The following is an 18687-nucleotide window of genomic DNA, read 5'->3' as shown; positions in this document are numbered from 1 at the left end:
CATGCATAGTGCGCGCTTTTTCCACACCAGCGCCTATGTTTTCATCTTTTTCCTGCTTATTAGAGGGAAGTGGCGTCTTATGGCTGCCAAATATTTGCCCAAAGTTGTCCTGAACTATGAAGCACCAGGACTGTTTGATGAGCTTGTTCACTACGCCCAGAGTAATAACGGCTGTGATCTGCTTCCTCACCTACTGGATATGGGCTTGGAGACACTACGAACCCGGCAAAGTGGTGCTGAGTTGGCCATTGAGAGTTTGGGGGTCACCTTCACGGTCTATTCCGAAGGCCAGAATATTGACCGTTCCTGGCCTTTTGACATCATTCCTCGCTGCATTCCAGATACCGAGTGGCAACAGCTAGAGGCAGGCTTGATCCAGCGCAGCCATGCCCTCAACGCCTTTATTGATGATCTCTATAACGATCAGAAAATCATTAAGGACAAAAAGTTCCCGGGGCAAATGCTGGATAAGTCTAAGAACTTTTTGCCCGCACTGGTGGGTGCCAAACCCCGCTATGGGGTATGGGCACATATCTGCGGCAGTGATCTGATCCGAGATAAGGATGGGGTGATGTATGTGTTGGAGGACAACCTACGGGTGCCCTCTGGCGTCTCCTATATGCTGGAGAACCGGCAGCTGACCAAGCGGGTCTTTCCCGAACTGTTCCAACGCTACCGTATTCGACCGGTGGATGACTACCCTTCACAACTGTACGATGTACTCGCCTCTCTGCACCCCAGAGAAGAAAAACCCAACATCGTGGTGCTGACCCCAGGTATTTACAACTCAGCTTACTTTGAACACGCCTATCTGGCGCAACAGATGGGGGTAGACCTTGTAGAGTCTGGTGATCTGGTGGTGGATGATGAAAAGGTCTTTAAAAAGACCATTCATGGCCTAGAGCAGGTGGATGTGATCTACCGTCGTGTAGATGACCTGTATATGGACCCCACGGTCTTTATACCAGACTCCCTGTTGGGTATTCCTGGGATTATCCAGGCATGGCTAAAAGGCAATGTGGCCATTGCCAATGCACCGGGTACAGGTGTGGCCGACGACAAAGTGGTCTACTCCTACATGCCAGAGATCATCAAGTACTATCTGGGTGAGGATGCCAAAATACCCAATGTGCCCACCTACCGCTGTACCGATGCCAAAGAGCGTAAACATGTCATCCAAAACATGGCTAAGCTGGTCATCAAACCCGCCAATGAGTCGGGCGGTTACGGTATTATGATTGGAAACCGGGCCACCCGTGCCGAACGCGAAGCCTATGCCGCACGGATTGAAGAAGATCCCCGCAACTACATTGCCCAGCCCATTTTAAGCCCTTCAACCTGTCCCACACTGGTTGAAGAGGGGTTAGAGCCTCGCCACCTGGACCTACGCCCCTTTATTTTGATGGGCAAACAAGGGTATGTCACTGCCGGGGGGTTAACCCGCGTGGCACTGAAGCGCGGTTCATTGGTGGTCAACTCCTCCCAGGGCGGGGGAAGTAAAGATACCTGGATTGTAGCGGGGAGGCGTTCCTAATGCTGGCACGGGTTGCAGAACATATTTACTGGTTAGGCCGCTATATGGAGCGCGCTGAAGATACCGCACGTCTGATCATGGCCACCAGTGGTGCCACCCTGGAGTTGATGGCGGTACCGGGCAAACAACCGGTTAACTGGGAACAGCTGCTGCTTATTGTCGGTGGCTTGCCCATCTATAATGAACATCACCACACCTTTGAAGAGCGCGAGATCGTACATTTTTTACTCGCATCACAGCGCAACCCCGGTTCGATCTACAACACCATGCGCATGGCCAAAGAGAACCTGCGGATTACACGGGATGCCTTTCCTCGTGAAACCTGGTCGCAGATTAATGCACTGAGACGACGTGTGGAGCATGTGCCTGATTTCGCCCTACATGGCTCGGGTCGTCAGGATCTTTTAGAGGGCATTATCGGCAGCTGTCTACAGATGTCAGGCTTACTGATCTCCACCATGAGCCGGGATGATGCCTACCAGATGTTCCGTTTAGGTCAGCTGCTCGAACGGGCCGATATGACCACCCGTATTTTGGATGTGCAGGGGGCCGGTGTGCTTGGTGAGCAGATGGAAGTGTCTGTCGAGCATGCGGTCTGGACCACGGTATTGCGCTCACTCTCTGGTGATCAAATGTACCGTAAGCAGGTAGAACCTCGGGTTCGTGGCGGGCAAACCTTGGCCTTTGTGCTCAAAGATAAGCATTTTCCCCGTGCCTTCCGCTACTGCCTGGATGGTGTTCGGGATCGCTTGGTTAAACTGGGCCGTGGACAAGAGGTTGAAGTGATCCTGGGTGATCTGGAAAAAGCACTCTACCGGGCCGATGTCGATCATCTGGCCAAAAAGGGTCTGCATGACTTCCTAGATGATCTTCAGGTTAAGCTTGGGGAACTGCACGACCGAGTGGTTACCACCTACTTCCATTTTCATGAAGTGGAAGGTGAGCTACCCACGGCAAGCCCCCAGGGCAAACACACCAAAATACAATAGGTAGACCGATCCGGCACACCTGATGTTTGGTGTGCCGGACCATCCTCGATGATCACCCCTCCGTATCACATCCATCCTCTCTTGACCTCACCGGTTGGACCCTTCATGGTAAGTGTGGGTACCCTACGTTCAGTCCCTGGAGAAACTGTTGAAAAAAGTCACGTTTGATCTCATTGATCAATGCAATCTTAAATGTCCATCCTGCTACCACTCTGTATACGGTGGCAGTGGTCAACGCATGACGCTGGAAACCTGCCGGACGATCCTGACCCATGCCAAACAGCTGGGCGCTGAACTGGTTAACCCATTCAACTGGGGGGAACCCCTGTTGCATAAGGAGCTGCCCCAGTTCTTAGAGCTGTTTCAATCCTTTAAACTCCGGGTTATGCTCTCATCCAACCTGACCATTAAGGTCAAAGATCCGGTGCTTGAAGCCATTTTGCAGCATGCGGATATTCTCTCTGTCTCAGCCAGTGGCCTGACCCAACAGGTCTATGAACGCTATCATAAGGGGGGGCAGATTGCGGATGTCTTGGAAAACCTGGATCGCCTGCTCACCTTAAAGCAGAAGATGGGCAGTCAAACCAAGTTTATCTGGCTGTTTGGTGTTAACCGTTTTAACCGCCATGAAGCCCCAGATATTCACGCCTATTGTGAAGCCCGTGGGATCTCCTTTGTGCCAACCCGTTATTACATTACCGCCATTGATGATATTCTGCGCCTGATCGATACCCCCGAGCTGGTGGACCCCTCTATTTGGGACCCCATTTTTGAGTCTGCACAGGATGCACGTCAGGCCATTGAGGCATCCCTTACCCCCAATCGCTGCCGTTTACTGCATGATCTGGTTTACCATGTGGATGGGCGCCTATTGACCTGCTGTGCCACCAAAGTGGTCTTGGATGATCCACTCACATCGGTGCAGAATCTGGATCAACTGGCGCAGGTTCGGCTGAACAATGACTTCTGTAAAAACTGTTTCCATAACGGTTTTTCAGAGCATTTTTTTGTGGATGGTGCCGCCAAGCTGAAGGCGCAGGGTTAACCCCTTACACCTGGGGAACCGCTTTGAGGATATACTGCATGGGGGTAGCCGCTTCCATGGCTTGGCGGGCATCCTGACCAGTTAATGCAGCCAGTTGGCCGATTATAGGCAGGACGGTCTGCCGTTGAGGTTCTGGAAAAATTCTGGGGACGACCTGGGCCACCTGAAACCCGCTTGACTCAAACATCTCCACCATGGTTTGACGGGTAAAAAAACGAAGGTGGGTGCGATCCAACAACCCTTGCGGCTGATAGTGGAACTGACCTGTGGCCAGTTTTAACTGTAAACTCCAATGCTGGGCATTGGGGATACAGGCCAATACACACCCCTGCTGAGGTATAACCCCACGGATTTTTTGCAGCACAGCCCAGGGGTCTTTCAAATGTTCCAGGGCGTCCCCAAAAATCCAACACTCTCGATCGGCATAGTGTTTGTAAAAAAAGGCATCGGCCTTCTCAATATCCAACACATAGCTTTCCCGACAAAACTGCTGGGCAACCTGTACATACTCTGGGTCGACATCCAACCCCACATAATCACACTGGGGATGTTGGGCCACATGGGCTTTAGCCAGAGCACCGGAACTACAGCCAACCTCAAGAATACGTTGGGCATGGGGCGGGATCATCGCCAGCAAATCGGGATTAGGGCGATCATGCATGGGGGTCTGCTGCATGGGTTATCCTTTCCACTTATTCATGTATTGGGCATAACCCTGTCGCCATCCATCGGAGCTGAAGTTACCGGGGCTTTCATGAAAAATGGCAATCTTCCAGGTGCCCATCTTCACCCCTTTTTGCTCCGCTTGCCGACAAAAATCCAGATCATAAAAGTGGAATTGGAACTGCTCATCAAAACGGATACCGTGTTGCCAAAGTGTTTGGCTATGCACGGCGATAAAGAGGCCATCCAGCAGCTTGACTTCACAACAGCTCGGGCCAAAATCACTTAAGGGTCGTGTAAAGGGCTGGCCATGTCCCACCACACCGCTGAAATGGCGTTTTTCATCCCAGGTAAAACGGTCATCCACAAAAGCCCAGGAGGACTGACCCGCCACCCGTCGTCGATTGCCCACAATACCTACAATAGGAAAGTGATGTAGCCCTTGGTCCAGCTCATGCCGCCAGAAAAAATTGGTCAGGTGAAGATCATCATGGGCAAAAACCAAAATGGCAGGATCATCCTTACACGCATCGATCGCCCGGTTGTAGACCGTGGATAGCCCCTGTGTGTTCTCTGGAAACAGCATCAGCTCCACACCAGGGTCATTATAAAACCGCAACGAACGACCGGTAGCCGTCTGGGTATGGAAATCCGCTTCACTCACCCGCGTAGCGACCACTATTTTTAGTTTTGCCATCACTTCACTGCCATCGCGCTTAGGGTCAAAAGGTTAACCCGTTTAAACATCCTTATCCTGCTGCCGCAAGACATCCACCGCCACATCCAAAGAGTGCTCCCACCCCCCCATAACCACCCCTTTTACCGGTGGTACATCGGCATAATCCCGACCAACCGCGACCACCAGATGGTGGGACTCAGGCATACAGCCATTGGTGGGGTCAAAGTCCACCCAACCCACACCGGGAAGATAGATGGAAAACCAAGCATGGGAGGCATCTGCCCCTTCCATACGCTCTTGACCCGGCGGGGGTTGGGTTTCCAAATACCCACTAACGTAACGGGCTGCCAGCCCCAACTGGCGCAGGGCACCCACCGCAATATGGGCAAAATCCTGGCATACACCGGCCCGTTGCTCCAGCACCTCCAGGATCGGTGTGGCAATATTGGTTGCCTCAGGATCATATTTGAAGTCGGTATAGATCGCTTTGGTAAAGGTCAAAACAGCCTCTAACAGTGGGCGACCTGGGGTAAAAATGGGGTCCGTGAGTTGGGCGAGTGCTGGCACAACGGGAATCATGGGAGAAGGCAACCGGTACATAGCGACTTCTGCCATCTCTTCCCCATAATCAGCCCCTTCAAATTGGGTACGAACAGACTCCCACGGCACGGAGTCTTCCATGCGCATCGGAAGTTGCAGTGGGGTACGGGTTAAATGCCCACTGGCGGTAATAACCAGCTCAGTATGGGGTTCGTGGATCTCAAAATAGTGCACCATATTGCCAAAAACATCTTGATACGACTCCATCAAAGAGGGTTCAGGCTCCACCTTGAGGGTAAAATCATGACGTTGCTGGCTCTGGTCATCCCGCGGCATAAGAATGGCGCGGTTGTGGCACAGCGTCACCGGCTCTGTATAGTTATATCGGGTGGTGTGTTTGATACGATATTCCATCAGGCACTCCCGGTTTTAAACAGCAAATGGGTGGGGCTACCATGGCGGAAATAGCTGTTGGAAGCGGACTCTGAGAAAAGGGGCAAAAACTGTTTCATTCGCTCCAGCAGGTTAATTAACTCCGTTCGGCTGTTAGATGACTCATCCAGCCCAGCCAGGGCCTCAGGTGTGGCCAACCGGACCGCAGCCAGTGCTTCAAAGACCACACGGCCAAGGTGGGTCTTATAAAAACTCTCATCAGAACCTGCAGCGACGGCGCGAGCATGCTTCTCCATCAACTCCAACTGGAAGACCAGGGAGCGCGGATCGGTCTCATCCTGCAGCAGTTTTTCCAACACTTGGGGGATACCAAGCTGGGTACGATAACGCATACGGAAGGCAGCCAAGGAGTCATTAAGCGCCAACAGACGCTCCAGCACCGCCCCTTCCAAAGGATCATCCGCATGTTCGCCTAAGGTGGTCTCCAGCAGGTGCGTTAAAAAGAGCCCACGCTCCATGCGCCGCCCCATATCCAAAAAACGCCAACCTAAATCCCGGTACATATTCTCCCAGATCAACCCTGAGAAAGCGGTTAAGCCTTGGAGCAGGGGCCCGGTCTCCCAAAACAGGTTTTGCAGATCCTTATCCGGATCCTGCTGCAACCGGTCTAGCACCGTGGCAATATCATCTACCACATGCCAAGTATCTGCTGAGAGACGGTCCCGCACGGAAAAGGCGTTTTGAATCATCGCCCTTAGGGAGAAAGCCAAAGATCCAGGCCGGTCAGAATCCAGCAATGCCGAACGGAGTTCAGGGGCCGGATTGGCCAGATTTTGAGCCCCCTCCTCCCCATCAAAGCCTGGACGGGTACCGGTAACACGGGTAAAAGCCACCAAAAAACGGTTGCGACAGTGAATACGCTGGCGCACCCCTAACCCGGTCTCCTGCGTCTGTAGCATCAGGTGCTCACGGAATAGGCGAATGGCACTCTCCGCCCGCTCCACATAGCGCCCCAACCAAAAAAGATTTTCTGCCACCCGGCTGGGCACCCCCACCATGGGGGCAGGATCGATGGAAGTAGCGGTAATAACCCCCCCACGATCCTCAATGGCTTTATCGTGCATCAACCAAATATCTTTGCTCAGCCCCCCTTGACGGGGTGAGAAGGTCAAACGATCGGCCTGAGGAGAAACCCGCGCCAAACCACCGGGCATAACCTGACTATTTTGACCGTTACTGTTGAGATATAGGCGTATCTGCACAGGCTGACTGGTAATCTGCCCCCGCTGTACCGAAGGGGTCCGAGATGGCTCGAGCCGCTCACGTGCCACAAAAGCGTGGGGTTTTTCCCCCAGGGCCTGTTCCAACGCCTCATCACGGCTTAAACCATTTAAAGGGGTACCTGGATCGTGGCGAGCGGGTAGAATGACATAGCGATCCGGTTCATCCGCCACCTGTTGCCGATGCATGGGATCCCCCATCCAAAGGGTAAGAGGACTCTCCAACTGGAGCGGTTCATCCAGAAAAAAGCGGGCCAGACGTGGTAGATAGGCATGCAGGGCCAAATTTTCAAGAATGCCCGTACCCAATGCATTGGCCAGGGCCAAACGCCCGGAACGGGCAACCTGGGTCAGACCCACCACCCCCAGTAGAGAATCATCCCGAAGCTCCAGGGGGTCACAGTAGGCTTCATCCACTTTACGGAGAATGACATCGACCGGCAGCAGACCACTGAGGGATTTAATCCACAAACGTCCGTTACGTACCGTCAGATCATCACCCTGACTTAGGATCAGCCCCAAATAATGGGCCAGCAAGGCATGCTCTACATAGATCTCATTGGCTGGGCCTGAGGTGAGCAGAACAACATGGGCATCCTGTTTGGCATAGGGGGTTAAACCCGCTAATTGGCTGCGCATGTTTTTAAAGAAGGGCAACAGCACCGGAACATTGTTAAACTGTTCGGTATCAGCATAGAGCCGGTTCATCACCCGCCGGTTCTGTAAGACATAGCCATGGCCCGATGGTGAAGCGGTACGGTCACTCACCACCTTATGCCTACCATCCTGATCCCGCATCAGGTCTACAGCATAGAGCGGTAGGGGGGGCATATCATCTGGTGTGGCACCATGCGCGGCAAACAGGTAGGAGCCACTGCCATAAACCAGCTCAGCTGGAATTAATCCCTGACGGATACAATCCTGCTTACCATGCAGGTCCCGATGCAGTAAGCTCAGCAGCTGGTGTCGCTGGATAACCCCTTGCTCTAGATCCCCCCAAGTGTTGGTGTCTAGAATGAGGGGAATGGGGTCAAAGGGCCAGGGCTGACCCCGACGGCCTGAACCACCATGCAGGTTATAGGTTACGCCCAGTTCTCGCATCAGGCGGTCAGCATCACGCTCCAGCTGCAAAGGCAATTGGGGGCCACGGCTATAGAGGTGGTCGAGGTATTGCCGCCAATGAGAACGGGGTCGACCGGGCTGTTCAAATGCCTCATCATAGACCGAAGCATTGGTCCCTGAGGCAAGTGGTATAGAATTAGGCGTCATAGTACGCTACAAATCTTTGATAGTTCTGATGATTCAGGCATAGAAAACAGGGTGATCACCCTGTACCATGGGCGGATGGGGTATCTATACCAGCCCATATAACGCACAGTCTACGTGATTCATGCCCTTAGGGGAATGAATGCCATGGGTTTATCGAATTCAGGAGTCGGTTATGTCCATCCAAGTTGCTATTCGTCACCATACCAAATATTGCTACGATCGGATGGTCAACCTCTCACCCCATGTGTTCCGGCTGCGCCCTGCCCCCCACAGCCGAACCCCTATTAAGTCGTACTCCTTAAAAATTTCGCCAGAAAACCATTTTATCAACTGGCAACAGGATCCTTTTGGTAACTATCTGGCCCGCTTGGTGTTTCAGGAGATGACAGACCACCTGACAGTGGATGTCGAGGTGGTGGCAGAAATGGTCACCATCAACCCTTTTGAGTTCTTCTTGGAAGATAGCGCCAAGACCTTTCCCTTTACCTATGAAAAAGCGCTGCGCAAGGATTTGGCACCCTATCTGAAAACCGATGAGAAGAGCGCCTCTTTAAAGAAGTGGCTAAAGGATTTTGAAGGTCGTGAAGGAACCGTAGATTTTCTGGTGGATATCAACGCCAAGCTTAACCAGGACATTGGCTATACCATCCGCATGGAACCGGGTGTTCAAACCTGTGAACAGACCTTTAAACGGGGTACGGGATCCTGCCGGGATACAGGCTGGCTACTGGTACAGGCCCTGCGCCGCTTAGGCTTAGCTGCACGGTTTGTCTCTGGTTATCTGGTCCAGCTTACCCCGGATGTCAAAAGCCTGGACGGTCCCTCTGGCCCCAAGGAGGATTTTACCGATCTCCATGCTTGGTGCGAAGTCTACATTCCAGGTGCTGGCTGGGTTGGGCTGGACCCAACCTCTGGTCTCTTTGCCGGTGAGGGGCATATTCCCCTGGCCTGTACCCCCATCCCTGCGTCAGCCGCCCCGGTAACCGGTGCAACGGATAAGTGCGAAACCACCTTTGAATATGACAACTCGGTGGTACGTATTCATGAAGATCCCCGGGTCACCAAACCCTATGACGACCAACAGTGGACTGAGATCCTAACCTTAGGTGACAAGGTGGATGAAGTCTTGGAAGAGGGTGATGTACGCCTGACCATGGGGGGAGAACCCACCTTTGTATCGGTGGATGATTTTGAGTCTGAAGAGTGGACAGAAGCGGCAGATGGCCCCCACAAGCGTGAACGGGCCGTAGATCTGCTTAAGCGCATGCGCAGCCAATATGCCCCTGGTGGGGTTTACCATTTTGGCCAAGGCAAGTGGTACCCTGGAGAGCCCATTCCCCGTTGGCGCTATGGCTGCTACTGGCGGGCAGATGGTCAGCCCTTGTGGACGGACCCTAATCTACTGGGCTTTCCCACGGTGGATTATGATTATGGCCCGGATGAAGCAGAAGCATTTATGGGTGAACTGGCCCGTCGCTTAGGTCATCTGGGTAAATTTGTCAGTACCGGCTATGAAGACCCCTTCTACTATGTCTGGTCAGAGGCCAACTTGCCGGTCAATCTAGATCCTTTTGAGTTTGATCTGGAAGATGGCATGGAACGCAAAAAAATGGCCGAGGTGTTAAACCAAGGTTTAAAGAGCCCTTCTGGCTATGCCCTGCCCCTGGCCTGGAACCCCTACGATAACTGTTGGGATAGTTGTAAATGGTCCTTCCGTCGTGACCGTCTGTTCCTGGTGCCAGGTAACTCTAGCATGGGTCTGCGCCTACCTTTAGATAGCCTGTTCCATGTGCCTGAGTCTGAACGCCCCCTACAGGCCGAACAGGATCCTTTTGATACCCTGGGGAAACTACCGAAGTATAAAAAGCTGGTTAAAAAGGCCAGCCCCAGCACCAAAAAGAAGAAGAAGAAAGAGCTTATCCCCCCCCACCCTGAAGCCGAAACGGGCATGCAGACCGCACTTTGCGTGGAGGCACGGGAGGGTAAACTCTATATCTTCTTACCCCCCATTACCCATATTGAAGGGTTCCTCGCTCTCACCTCTGTCATTGAGGCCACAGCTGAAGCGTTAGGGGTGTGTATTCTGATTGAGGGCTACTCCCCACCCGAAGATCCCCGACTTAAAAAGTTCTATGTCACCCCGGATCCTGGGGTGATTGAGGTCAACATTCATCCTGCCGCCAACTGGAAGGATATGGTTGAGAGCACTGAAGCTCTCTATGAACTGGCCCACCAGTCCCGTCTGGGCACGGAAAAGTTCATGCTCGATGGCCGCCACAACGGTACCGGTGGTGGTAACCACGTCACCCTTGGTGGCCTGACACCCGCCGACAGCCCCATGTTGCGCCGCCCGGATCTGTTAGCCAGCCTGATTACCTACTGGCAGCACCATCCTGGTTTAAGCTATCTCTTCTCTGGTCTGTTTATTGGCCCCACCTCCCAGGCCCCACGGGTGGATGAAGGACGAGATGATGCCCTGTATGAGCTGGAGTTAGCCTTAAACCAGTTCCCCGCAGGCGAGATTGTGCAACCGTGGATTGTGGACCGTCTGCTGCGCAATATTTTGGTGGATATGACTGGCAACACCCACCGCACAGAGTTCTGTATTGATAAACTCTACTCCCCCGATGGACCAACCGGACGTTTAGGCCTCTTGGAGTTACGGGCATTTGAAATGCCACCCCACGCCCGTATGTCTTTGGTGCAGATGTTGTTGTTACGTACCATCATTGCACGGATGTGGAAATCACCCTATCAGCACCCCCTCATCCGTTGGGGTACCGATCTACACGACCGTTTTTTAATGGGTCACTACGTACACAGCGATATGCAAGAGGTGGTTGAAGATCTAAACCGTGAAGGTTTTCCTTTCAAAATGGAGTGGCTGGAGCCCTTCTTTGAGTTCCGTTTCCCGAAAACGGGTGAAATTCAGGTCGGTGATATCTATCTGGAGATGCGCACCGCGTTGGAGCCATGGCATGTACTGGGCGAAGAGGCAGGACAGAGCGGCACAACCCGTTTTGTCGACTCCTCACTCCAACGCATGCAGATCAAAGTCAATGGCCTACGCCCCGACCAGTACACTGTGGTCTGCAATGGTCACCGTCTCCCCTTACATAGTACCGGTATTAATGGTGAATATGTCGCGGGTGTTCGTTATAAGGCATGGCAACCCTGGTCAGCCATGCACCCTCTGGTCGGTGTGCATGCGCCGCTGGTGATCGATATTGTGGATCTACGCAATGGCCGCTCTTTAGGGGGGTGTACCTATCATGAAGGCCACCCCGGTGGGCGCAACTACCCCACCTTCCCCGTTAATGCGTATGAGGCTGAGTCTCGCCGTATTAGCCAGTTCTGGGATCATGGGCATACCATTGGCGCCTTTACCCCCACACCAACGCCAGCTGGCCCTGGTAAGTTTGTGCCTGAAGGCAGCAAGGACCTTAAACCCACACCGCCTCTGCCAGAACGTAGTGGCGAGTTCCCCCATACTCTGGATCTAAGACGCTGGGGTTAAAAGGTATACAGACAGCAAAGGGTGGGCACAGAGCCCACCCTTTTTTTTTGCCAAAGCCCGGCCCCCACCAAGGGTTTTACACCCATAGAGCCAAACCCTACACAGTGTCTTCAGCCATGAGAAAAGCCGCAGGCTACGGTTACCTGAGACGGGATAAGACCCCTTCGCTTTGATCATGGGATTGTGCTTTAGGGTTCGACCAACACCAAGCCGCTCAACCCTTGGCTGAAGATTCAGAAACAGGGCCCAAACCTCCATACGTCTGCGCTTAAACTCTACAAAACCTGCCATCATCCTTGACTATAGGGTATCGACCCTACAGCGGAACATGACCCTAAAGAATCTTCCCGCACCTACGACCCATATCTTTGTATTATCAGATTATTCTATTTTTCTGCCCCACCTATTCTCTCATTCTTTCATCTCATCATTCAGAGCACATGCCGCCATGCATATATTCTGGTTGCTTTATTTTCTACAGGTCCGTATCAAGGAATTGCCCATAAAAAACACCATTCTCATGGAGATTAGCATGCAAAACCGCTTGTGGTCCCTGTTGTTTGCGCTCTGTTTCACCACTTTTATAGCCAGCCCCAAAGCACACGCTGAGATGTATTTTCCCTATATTCTAGCCAACATTCCAACGCAGAGTGTGGATGATGGGATTAAACAGGTGAGTAGCCGATTGACGGCGGCAGGTTTTGAGATTGCCGGCCACTACCAAGTGCATAAGGAAGCGAAGGTACTTATCGCCACCAGCCGTGAGCAAAAAGCGCTGGCTACAAAAAGTGAACAGGGTGGCTTTGGTGTGGCCACACGGATATCCGTGACAGCTGTTAACGGTACCGTACAAATTGCCTATACCGACCCCCGCTGGATGTCACACATCTACCGGCTGGAGAGTGATGGGATCCCATTGCTTAACCGACTCACGGCAGCTTTAGGCAACCAGAACAGCTTTGGTTCGGCTACTGGTATCGAAAAAGATCGTCTGCGCAAGTATCAATATATGATCTTTATGCCTGATTTTACCGATCAAGTGGAGCTGGCAGAACATGGTGATCATGCCTCCGCTTTAGCGGCTGTAGAGGCTGGTCTACTCAAAGGCATGGGTGGGACCGCTAAAATCTACCGTATTGATATTCCCGGCAAAGAAGAGAGCCTGTTTGGGGTGGCCTGCAAGCAAGGTGAGGCTGCAGACCAAGCGATTATGAAGATCATTGATAAAGGTGAGATGAAACATACCGCTCACCTTCCTTATGATATTTTGGTCAGTGGCGGAAAAGTACTGATGCTGCATGGTAAGTTTCGCATCGCCCAAAGCTTTCCAGACCTAGGGATGGGAACCTTTATGGAAATCTCCAGCGCACCCGATGCCATTGCTGAAACCTTGACCAAGGTCGCCAGCGGATCCTAACGGTCAAAGCATAGGGTGCACCCATGGGGTGCACCCTATTCACACCTTCATATGTCATGCTTAGCGCATGGCTTGATACTCTTGGCTTTAAACGGGCTGACCGATCAAGCCTGAGCCATCATCTATAGCCTGGATCCAAGACCTCTTTGGGGTAAAACCAGGGATCTCCCTACGCTCTGAACCTCTCCCCCCACAGACCATCGCTTACACAGCTTAGGCCAACCACATACGGCTCATCTGTGCTTCAAACAGACCACAGGCACGGTTCCAGTCAAAGCTCTCGGCCTGTTGACGGGCTGCTGAATGCATGTGGGCCAGTTTGTGATGATCACCATCCAGCACCAACAGGGCATCCCCTATGGCAGAACCAGTGGGGTTCTCCACCACCAAGGTTCCCTCTCCATCCATAAACTCTGGCCCCAAAGCTTCCGGGGTGGCAATCATGGGTAGGCCACTGGCTAAAGCCTCCAGCGCTACATTAGAGACCCCTTCTGCCCCCGATAGATGCACCAGCAGATCATGTTCCCGATAGAGCTGTGGCATGGCCTCACGACTGGTATGCCCGGAAAAATAGACTTTAATCGCTTCCGGCAGCTGTGCCGCTTGTGCTTTCAGCGCCTGCTCCAACGGCCCTGACCCTGCAATAGTGATCTCCAACTTGCGCCCTTGCTTAGCCACATGGGCCGCCCCTTCCAACAGCTGCGTCACCCGTTTACGGGCGATTAATTGCCCGACAGATAATACCTTTAATGGGCCCCCGTGCGCCCCCACCATGCCAGGCGCAGGATGAAAGAGTGTGGTATCAACACCGTTGGGAATACTCATCACTTCCACATCCGGTTCAAAGGCACGGGTTAAACCGGCCAAGGTCTCACCATTGGCAAAAATTCGATCCGAACCCCGTAACACCGGATGGGTCAGCCAGGGTTGTAACATCTGGAATAGCCCCCACCGTTTTTTGGAAAAACCAGGAATGTCCGAACCACGGATAGAGACTGCAATGGGGCCCGTGATGGCCCGACGCTGTTTAAGTATGGCATGCCCAGCGGGGAAGGCGAAAAAAGCTACGGAGCAGTCTGGCTTAAAGGCTTTAAGATCTTTTGAACTACGAAAACGTAATGCCCAGTAGGAACGCAGCAGCTCCCAAACCGTTGGCGAAAGCAGGTTTTTGCGCCCCACGCCATAGCGGATAACTTGCCGATCATGCAGGGCCTCACGTTGGGTTTGACCACCCAACCCAATGGTTAGGATCTGTACCTGGTGGCCCCTTGTGGCCAAAACGCGGGTAAAATGATCCAATGCAGAGGCCGCGCCACCGCCTGTTGGGGGGAATTCATGACAAAGAAACGAAAGACGCATGTGTGTTCCAATTCGGTAATCCTGATCTCACCCCTTCATGGGCTACCGACAGCATAACCAAGGGAAGGGGGTGACCCAAGTCTTCATACCATGACAGACCCTTTTTATATCACTTCATCCCATATCCACACCCTTACCAACTGGACCATTTCTGTACCCATTTTTCAGGGTGATGAGGAAGGCGCTTATACACGCTTTTATATATCCTATAAAAATACCCTCTACCCAACATGGGGCAAAAGGGTGAAAAAGAGTGCGGTATCGGACATTTCAGGAGATTAAGAGGAAAAAAAGTGAAAAAAAATCATCTCATTTTTTCTCTAAAATAGCCTTTGCCATACATTCATTCACTAAATAATCATCCAGGTTTTTGCAGCGCATAAAATCCGATGATTATCAAAATCATCACATCTTTCATACACATTATGCAAAGCAAAACACAGTTTATTTCAGGTATATAAAACTCGATCAATATCACATACGTCAACACCCGATATAAGCCTTAAAAATAGTGTAAAATCAGGGTATTGATTAATTCCAATCGTTTCATATATGGTGATTGGATAGATGATCATACAAATGTAAGTTAAACCAGAAAATGGGAAGGCCCATACGGCTTTACGACTCTGGTCGTGTGGAATATTTGCCTAAGGCAACCAGACCATTAAGGTCTGTAAAAACCACACCAGTAAGTAGCATTAACAAGGGGGATAGTACATGGCTGACAGCAAGCCCACGGTCGCGGATTGGCAAGCACTGGCAAGTAAAAGTTTAAAGGGCAAACCCCTGGAAAACCTAAACTGGCAAAGCGCAGAAGGTATTGAGGTTAAGTCTCTTTATACCGCAGCGGACATCCCTGGTGATACGTGGCAGGCTGATAGTATGCCCGGTATGGAACCCTATACCCGGGGCCCCTACCCCACCATGTATGCCAGCCGTCCCTGGACCATCCGACAATATGCCGGTTTTTCCACTGCGGAGGAGTCCAACGCCTTTTACAAGCGCGCACTCGCTGCGGGTGGTCAAGGGGTCTCTGTGGCCTTTGATCTGGCCACACACCGTGGTTATGACTCTGACCACCCCCGTGTGGTAGGGGATGTAGGTAAAGCTGGCGTGGCCATTGACAGTGTTGAGGATATGAAAATCCTCTTTGATGATATTCCACTGGATAAAGTATCGGTCTCCATGACCATGAACGGCGCTGTTTTGCCCATTTTGGCTGGCTATGTGGTGGCAGCCCGTGAGCAAGGGGTTTCGGCAGATAAACTGAGCGGCACCATTCAGAACGATATTCTCAAAGAGTTCATGGTCCGCAATACCTATATTTACCCCCCTGAGCCCTCCATGCGCATTATTGGGGATATCATTGGTTATGCCTCAGAGCATATGCCCAAGTTTAATACCATCTCCATCTCTGGTTACCATATTCAAGAGGCTGGTGCCGATGCCGCCCTGGAGCTGGCCTATACCTTGGCGGATGGTAAAGCCTATGTGGAAACGGCCATCTCTCGAGGTTTGTCGGTCGATGACTTTGCACCTCGTCTGTCGTTCTTCTTTGGTATTGGCATGAACTTCTATATGGAGGTGGCCAAGTTACGCGCGGCCCGCCTGCTGTGGACCCGCATTATGGAAGGATTCTCCCCTTCCAACCCCCGCTCTTCCATGCTGCGCACCCATTGCCAGACCTCCGGTTGGTCGCTGACCAGTCAAGATCCGTATAATAACGTGGTTCGTACCACCATTGAGGCCATGGCCGCTGTTTTTGGGGGTACCCAGTCGCTGCATACCAATGCCCTGGATGAGGCCATGGCTCTACCCACCGACTTTTCTGCCCGTATTGCGCGGAACACCCAGCTGATTTTGCAGGAAGAGACCCACATTACCAATGTGGTTGATCCTTGGGCTGGCTCCTACATGATGGAATCTCTCACCAAAGAGCTGGCCGACAAAGCGTGGGAGATCTTTGAAGAAGTGGAAGAGAAAGGTGGCATGGTCAAAGCCATTGCCGCCGGCTTGCCCAGCCGCCGTATTGAAGCCTCTGCTGCTGAACGTCAAGCCCGTATTGATAAAGGCCTGGATGTCATTGTAGGGGTCAACAAATACCGCCCACCTGAAGAAGATCCTGTGGATGTTTTGGTGGTGGATAACGAAGCGGTGCGTAAATCACAACTGGAACGTTTGGCCAAGATCAAGGCCAGCAGAGATGACGCCAAGGTCGCGGATATTCTGGGTCGCATTACCCAAGCTGCCGAATCGGGTGAAGGCAACCTCCTGGCTCTATCCATTGAAGCAACCGAAGCCCGCGCCACCGGTGGAGAGATCACCATGGCGATGGAGAAGGTCTATGGCCGCTTTAAGGATAAAGGTCAGGCAACCACAGGGGTATATGGCAAAGTGTGGGAAGAAGATGAAACGTGGATTGCCCTGCGTAAAGATATCGATGCCTTTACGGAGGAAGAGGGCCGACGCCCCCGCCTGCTGGTGGTAAAAATGGGGCAAGATGGCCACGACCGTGGTGCCAAGGTGATTGCCAGTGCCTTTGCAGATTTAGGCTTTGATGTGGATTTAGGCCCCTTGTTCCAAACACCGGAGGAGGCAGCGCAGCAAGCGGTTGAAAACGATGTCCATGTACTGGGTGTCTCAACCCTGGCTGGTGCTCACCACACCTTAATTCCCGCTCTGGTTAGCGCATTGAAAGCAGAACAAGCGGAAGATGTTTTGGTGGTGGCCGGTGGTGTCATCCCTGAACAGGATTATGAAAAGCTTAAGGCCGCAGGCGTTGCGGAGATCTTTGGCCCTGGCACCTCTGTTGTGGATGCTGCCGGACGCGTCCTGAAAGCTATTCGCGCCGCTCGGGGTTAAGACATATCCATGGCTCGGCATACAATCCATGAGTTCGTTGCAGGTGTGCTGGATGGCAACCGGCGTATGGTGGCCAAGGCGATTACGCTGGTAGAGAGCGCCCGCCCCCAGGATGCCGAATTAGGACGTGCCCTACTCACCCGGCTGATGCCCCATACAGGTGGGGCTTTGCGGGTGGGCATTAGTGGCCCGCCCGGTGCGGGAAAGAGCACCTTTATTGAAGTATTCGGCCTTTACCTCATTGAACAAGGGCTCAAGGTTGGGGTGTTGGCGGTTGATCCATCATCCAGCCGGAGTGGGGGTTCCATTTTGGGTGATAAAACCCGGATGGCACAGCTAACCGGGGCCAAACAGGCCTTTATTCGCCCTTCACCTGCAGGGCGTAGTTTAGGAGGGGTGGCGCGTCGTACACGGGAGTCTCAGTTAATTCTAGAGGCCGCAGGTTTTGATATCATACTCATTGAAACCGTCGGTGTAGGACAGAGTGAGACCCTCGTTGCGGGCATGGTTGACCTATTCGCTTTGGTCGCTTTACCCAATGCAGGGGATGAGCTGCAGGGGATGAAACGGGGCATCATGGAGTTGGCCGATGTGGTGTTGGTCAACAAATGTGATGGTGCTTTTGTTGATGCAGCCCAACAGACCGCTGCGGGGGTTCGCTCTGCCCTAAAGCTGTTGCATGGGGGTTCTATTGGTTGGGATCCTGAAGTCACCACCATGAGTGCCTTTGAACAGAGCGGTTTGGATGATGTGTGGGCGCTATTGTCCCGCTTTCAAACAACCATGAAAGAGTCTGGAGCCTTAACCCACAAGCGCCAAGAGCAATCAAAAGCATGGATGTGGGATCTGGTACAGGATGGTTTGAAACAGCGGTTTATGGCCCACCCTGAGGTACAAGAGATTCTTACGCATTTAGAATCTGATGTTGTAGCTGGCAAAACCACCGCGGTTGGCGCCGCTGAAGAGCTGTTGGATCGTTTTACAAAAGCACCCTAAGCTCTTAGAGGTAGGAACATTAAATGGGGTGTGAGCCAATGGTCTCAACCCCAGCACGCTTATCTTTCTCCCAAGGCTACCTGCGTGAGATGAGATAAGGGGCAAAACGTACATACACGTGATAACAAAACCTGGGCAAAAGCC

General features: G+C 52.4%; 12 protein-coding genes. 7 read left to right on the top strand and 5 right to left on the bottom strand.

Annotated elements, in window-relative coordinates:
- Nucleotides 1-79: 79 nt before the first annotated feature.
- The 3 genes from V5T57_RS05350 (at nucleotide 80) to V5T57_RS05340 (ending at nucleotide 3568) form a co-directional block, all read left to right on the top strand.
- Nucleotides 80-1534 carry a circularly permuted type 2 ATP-grasp protein gene (locus V5T57_RS05350; RefSeq protein WP_332890136.1) on the top strand — a complete coding sequence of 485 codons (1455 nt, stop codon included), beginning with the start codon at nucleotides 80-82 and terminating at the stop codon, nucleotides 1532-1534.
- Nucleotides 1534-2523 carry an alpha-E domain-containing protein gene (locus tag V5T57_RS05345; RefSeq protein ID WP_332890135.1) on the top strand — a complete coding sequence of 330 codons (990 nt, stop codon included), beginning with the start codon at nucleotides 1534-1536 and terminating at the stop codon, nucleotides 2521-2523. Before V5T57_RS05350 ends, V5T57_RS05345 begins: the two co-directional genes overlap by 1 nt.
- Nucleotides 2524-2671: 148 nt before the next feature.
- Entirely contained in the window at nucleotides 2672-3568 is an 897-nt protein-coding gene (locus V5T57_RS05340; RefSeq protein WP_332890134.1) for a radical SAM protein, read from the top strand.
- A gap of 4 nt (nucleotides 3569-3572) precedes the next feature.
- On the opposite strand, the gene V5T57_RS05335 is transcribed toward V5T57_RS05340, so the two are convergent.
- Genes V5T57_RS05335 through V5T57_RS05320 form a run of 4 tightly spaced genes read right to left on the bottom strand, consistent with a single transcriptional unit; the run spans nucleotide 3573 to nucleotide 8392 of the window.
- The gene (locus V5T57_RS05335) at nucleotides 3573-4244 is read right to left on the bottom strand and encodes a class I SAM-dependent methyltransferase (RefSeq protein WP_332890133.1); all 672 of its coding nucleotides are present in this window, start codon (nucleotides 4242-4244) and stop codon (nucleotides 3573-3575) included.
- A gap of 3 nt (nucleotides 4245-4247) precedes the next feature.
- A complete protein-coding gene (locus tag V5T57_RS05330; RefSeq protein WP_332890132.1) occupies nucleotides 4248-4928 on the bottom strand; it encodes a glycosyltransferase in 681 nt (226 codons plus the stop codon).
- Nucleotides 4929-4970: 42 nt separating this feature from the next.
- A complete protein-coding gene (locus tag V5T57_RS05325) occupies nucleotides 4971-5864 on the bottom strand; it encodes a transglutaminase family protein (RefSeq protein WP_332890131.1) in 894 nt (297 codons plus the stop codon).
- A complete protein-coding gene (locus tag V5T57_RS05320; protein WP_332890130.1) occupies nucleotides 5864-8392 on the bottom strand; it encodes a circularly permuted type 2 ATP-grasp protein in 2529 nt (842 codons plus the stop codon). Before V5T57_RS05320 ends, V5T57_RS05325 begins: the two co-directional genes overlap by 1 nt.
- Before the next feature lie 172 nt (nucleotides 8393-8564).
- Between V5T57_RS05320 and V5T57_RS05315 the strand changes: the two genes are divergently transcribed.
- Together V5T57_RS05315 and V5T57_RS05310 are read left to right on the top strand one after the other, a co-directional pair.
- A complete protein-coding gene (locus V5T57_RS05315; RefSeq protein WP_332890129.1) occupies nucleotides 8565-11909 on the top strand; it encodes a transglutaminase family protein in 3345 nt (1114 codons plus the stop codon).
- A gap of 532 nt (nucleotides 11910-12441) precedes the next feature.
- Complete coding sequence (locus tag V5T57_RS05310; RefSeq protein ID WP_332890128.1) at nucleotides 12442-13326, top strand: hypothetical protein; 885 nt, start codon at nucleotides 12442-12444, stop codon at nucleotides 13324-13326.
- A 213-nt stretch (nucleotides 13327-13539) separates the two neighbouring features.
- Here the strand turns inward: V5T57_RS05310 and V5T57_RS05305 are convergent, their stop codons facing one another.
- Nucleotides 13540-14685, bottom strand: a complete 1146-nt coding sequence (locus V5T57_RS05305; RefSeq protein ID WP_332890127.1) for a glycosyltransferase family 4 protein — start codon at nucleotides 14683-14685, stop codon at nucleotides 13540-13542.
- Between the two features lie 717 nt (nucleotides 14686-15402).
- On the opposite strand from V5T57_RS05305, the gene scpA reads away from it, so the two are divergent.
- On the top strand, nucleotides 15403-17547 hold the full coding sequence (scpA, locus tag V5T57_RS05300) for a methylmalonyl-CoA mutase (RefSeq protein WP_332890126.1): 2145 nt from the start codon (nucleotides 15403-15405) through the stop codon (nucleotides 17545-17547).
- A 9-nt stretch (nucleotides 17548-17556) separates the two neighbouring features.
- On the top strand, nucleotides 17557-18543 hold the full coding sequence (meaB, locus tag V5T57_RS05295) for a methylmalonyl Co-A mutase-associated GTPase MeaB (RefSeq protein ID WP_332890125.1): 987 nt from the start codon (nucleotides 17557-17559) through the stop codon (nucleotides 18541-18543).
- The last annotated feature ends 144 nt before the right edge of the window (nucleotides 18544-18687 follow it).

Source organism: Magnetococcus sp. PR-3 (genome assembly GCF_036689865.1).
Classification (GTDB): domain Bacteria; phylum Pseudomonadota; class Magnetococcia; order Magnetococcales; family Magnetococcaceae; genus Magnetococcus.
This window is presented reverse-complemented; position numbering and strand designations above follow the sequence as displayed.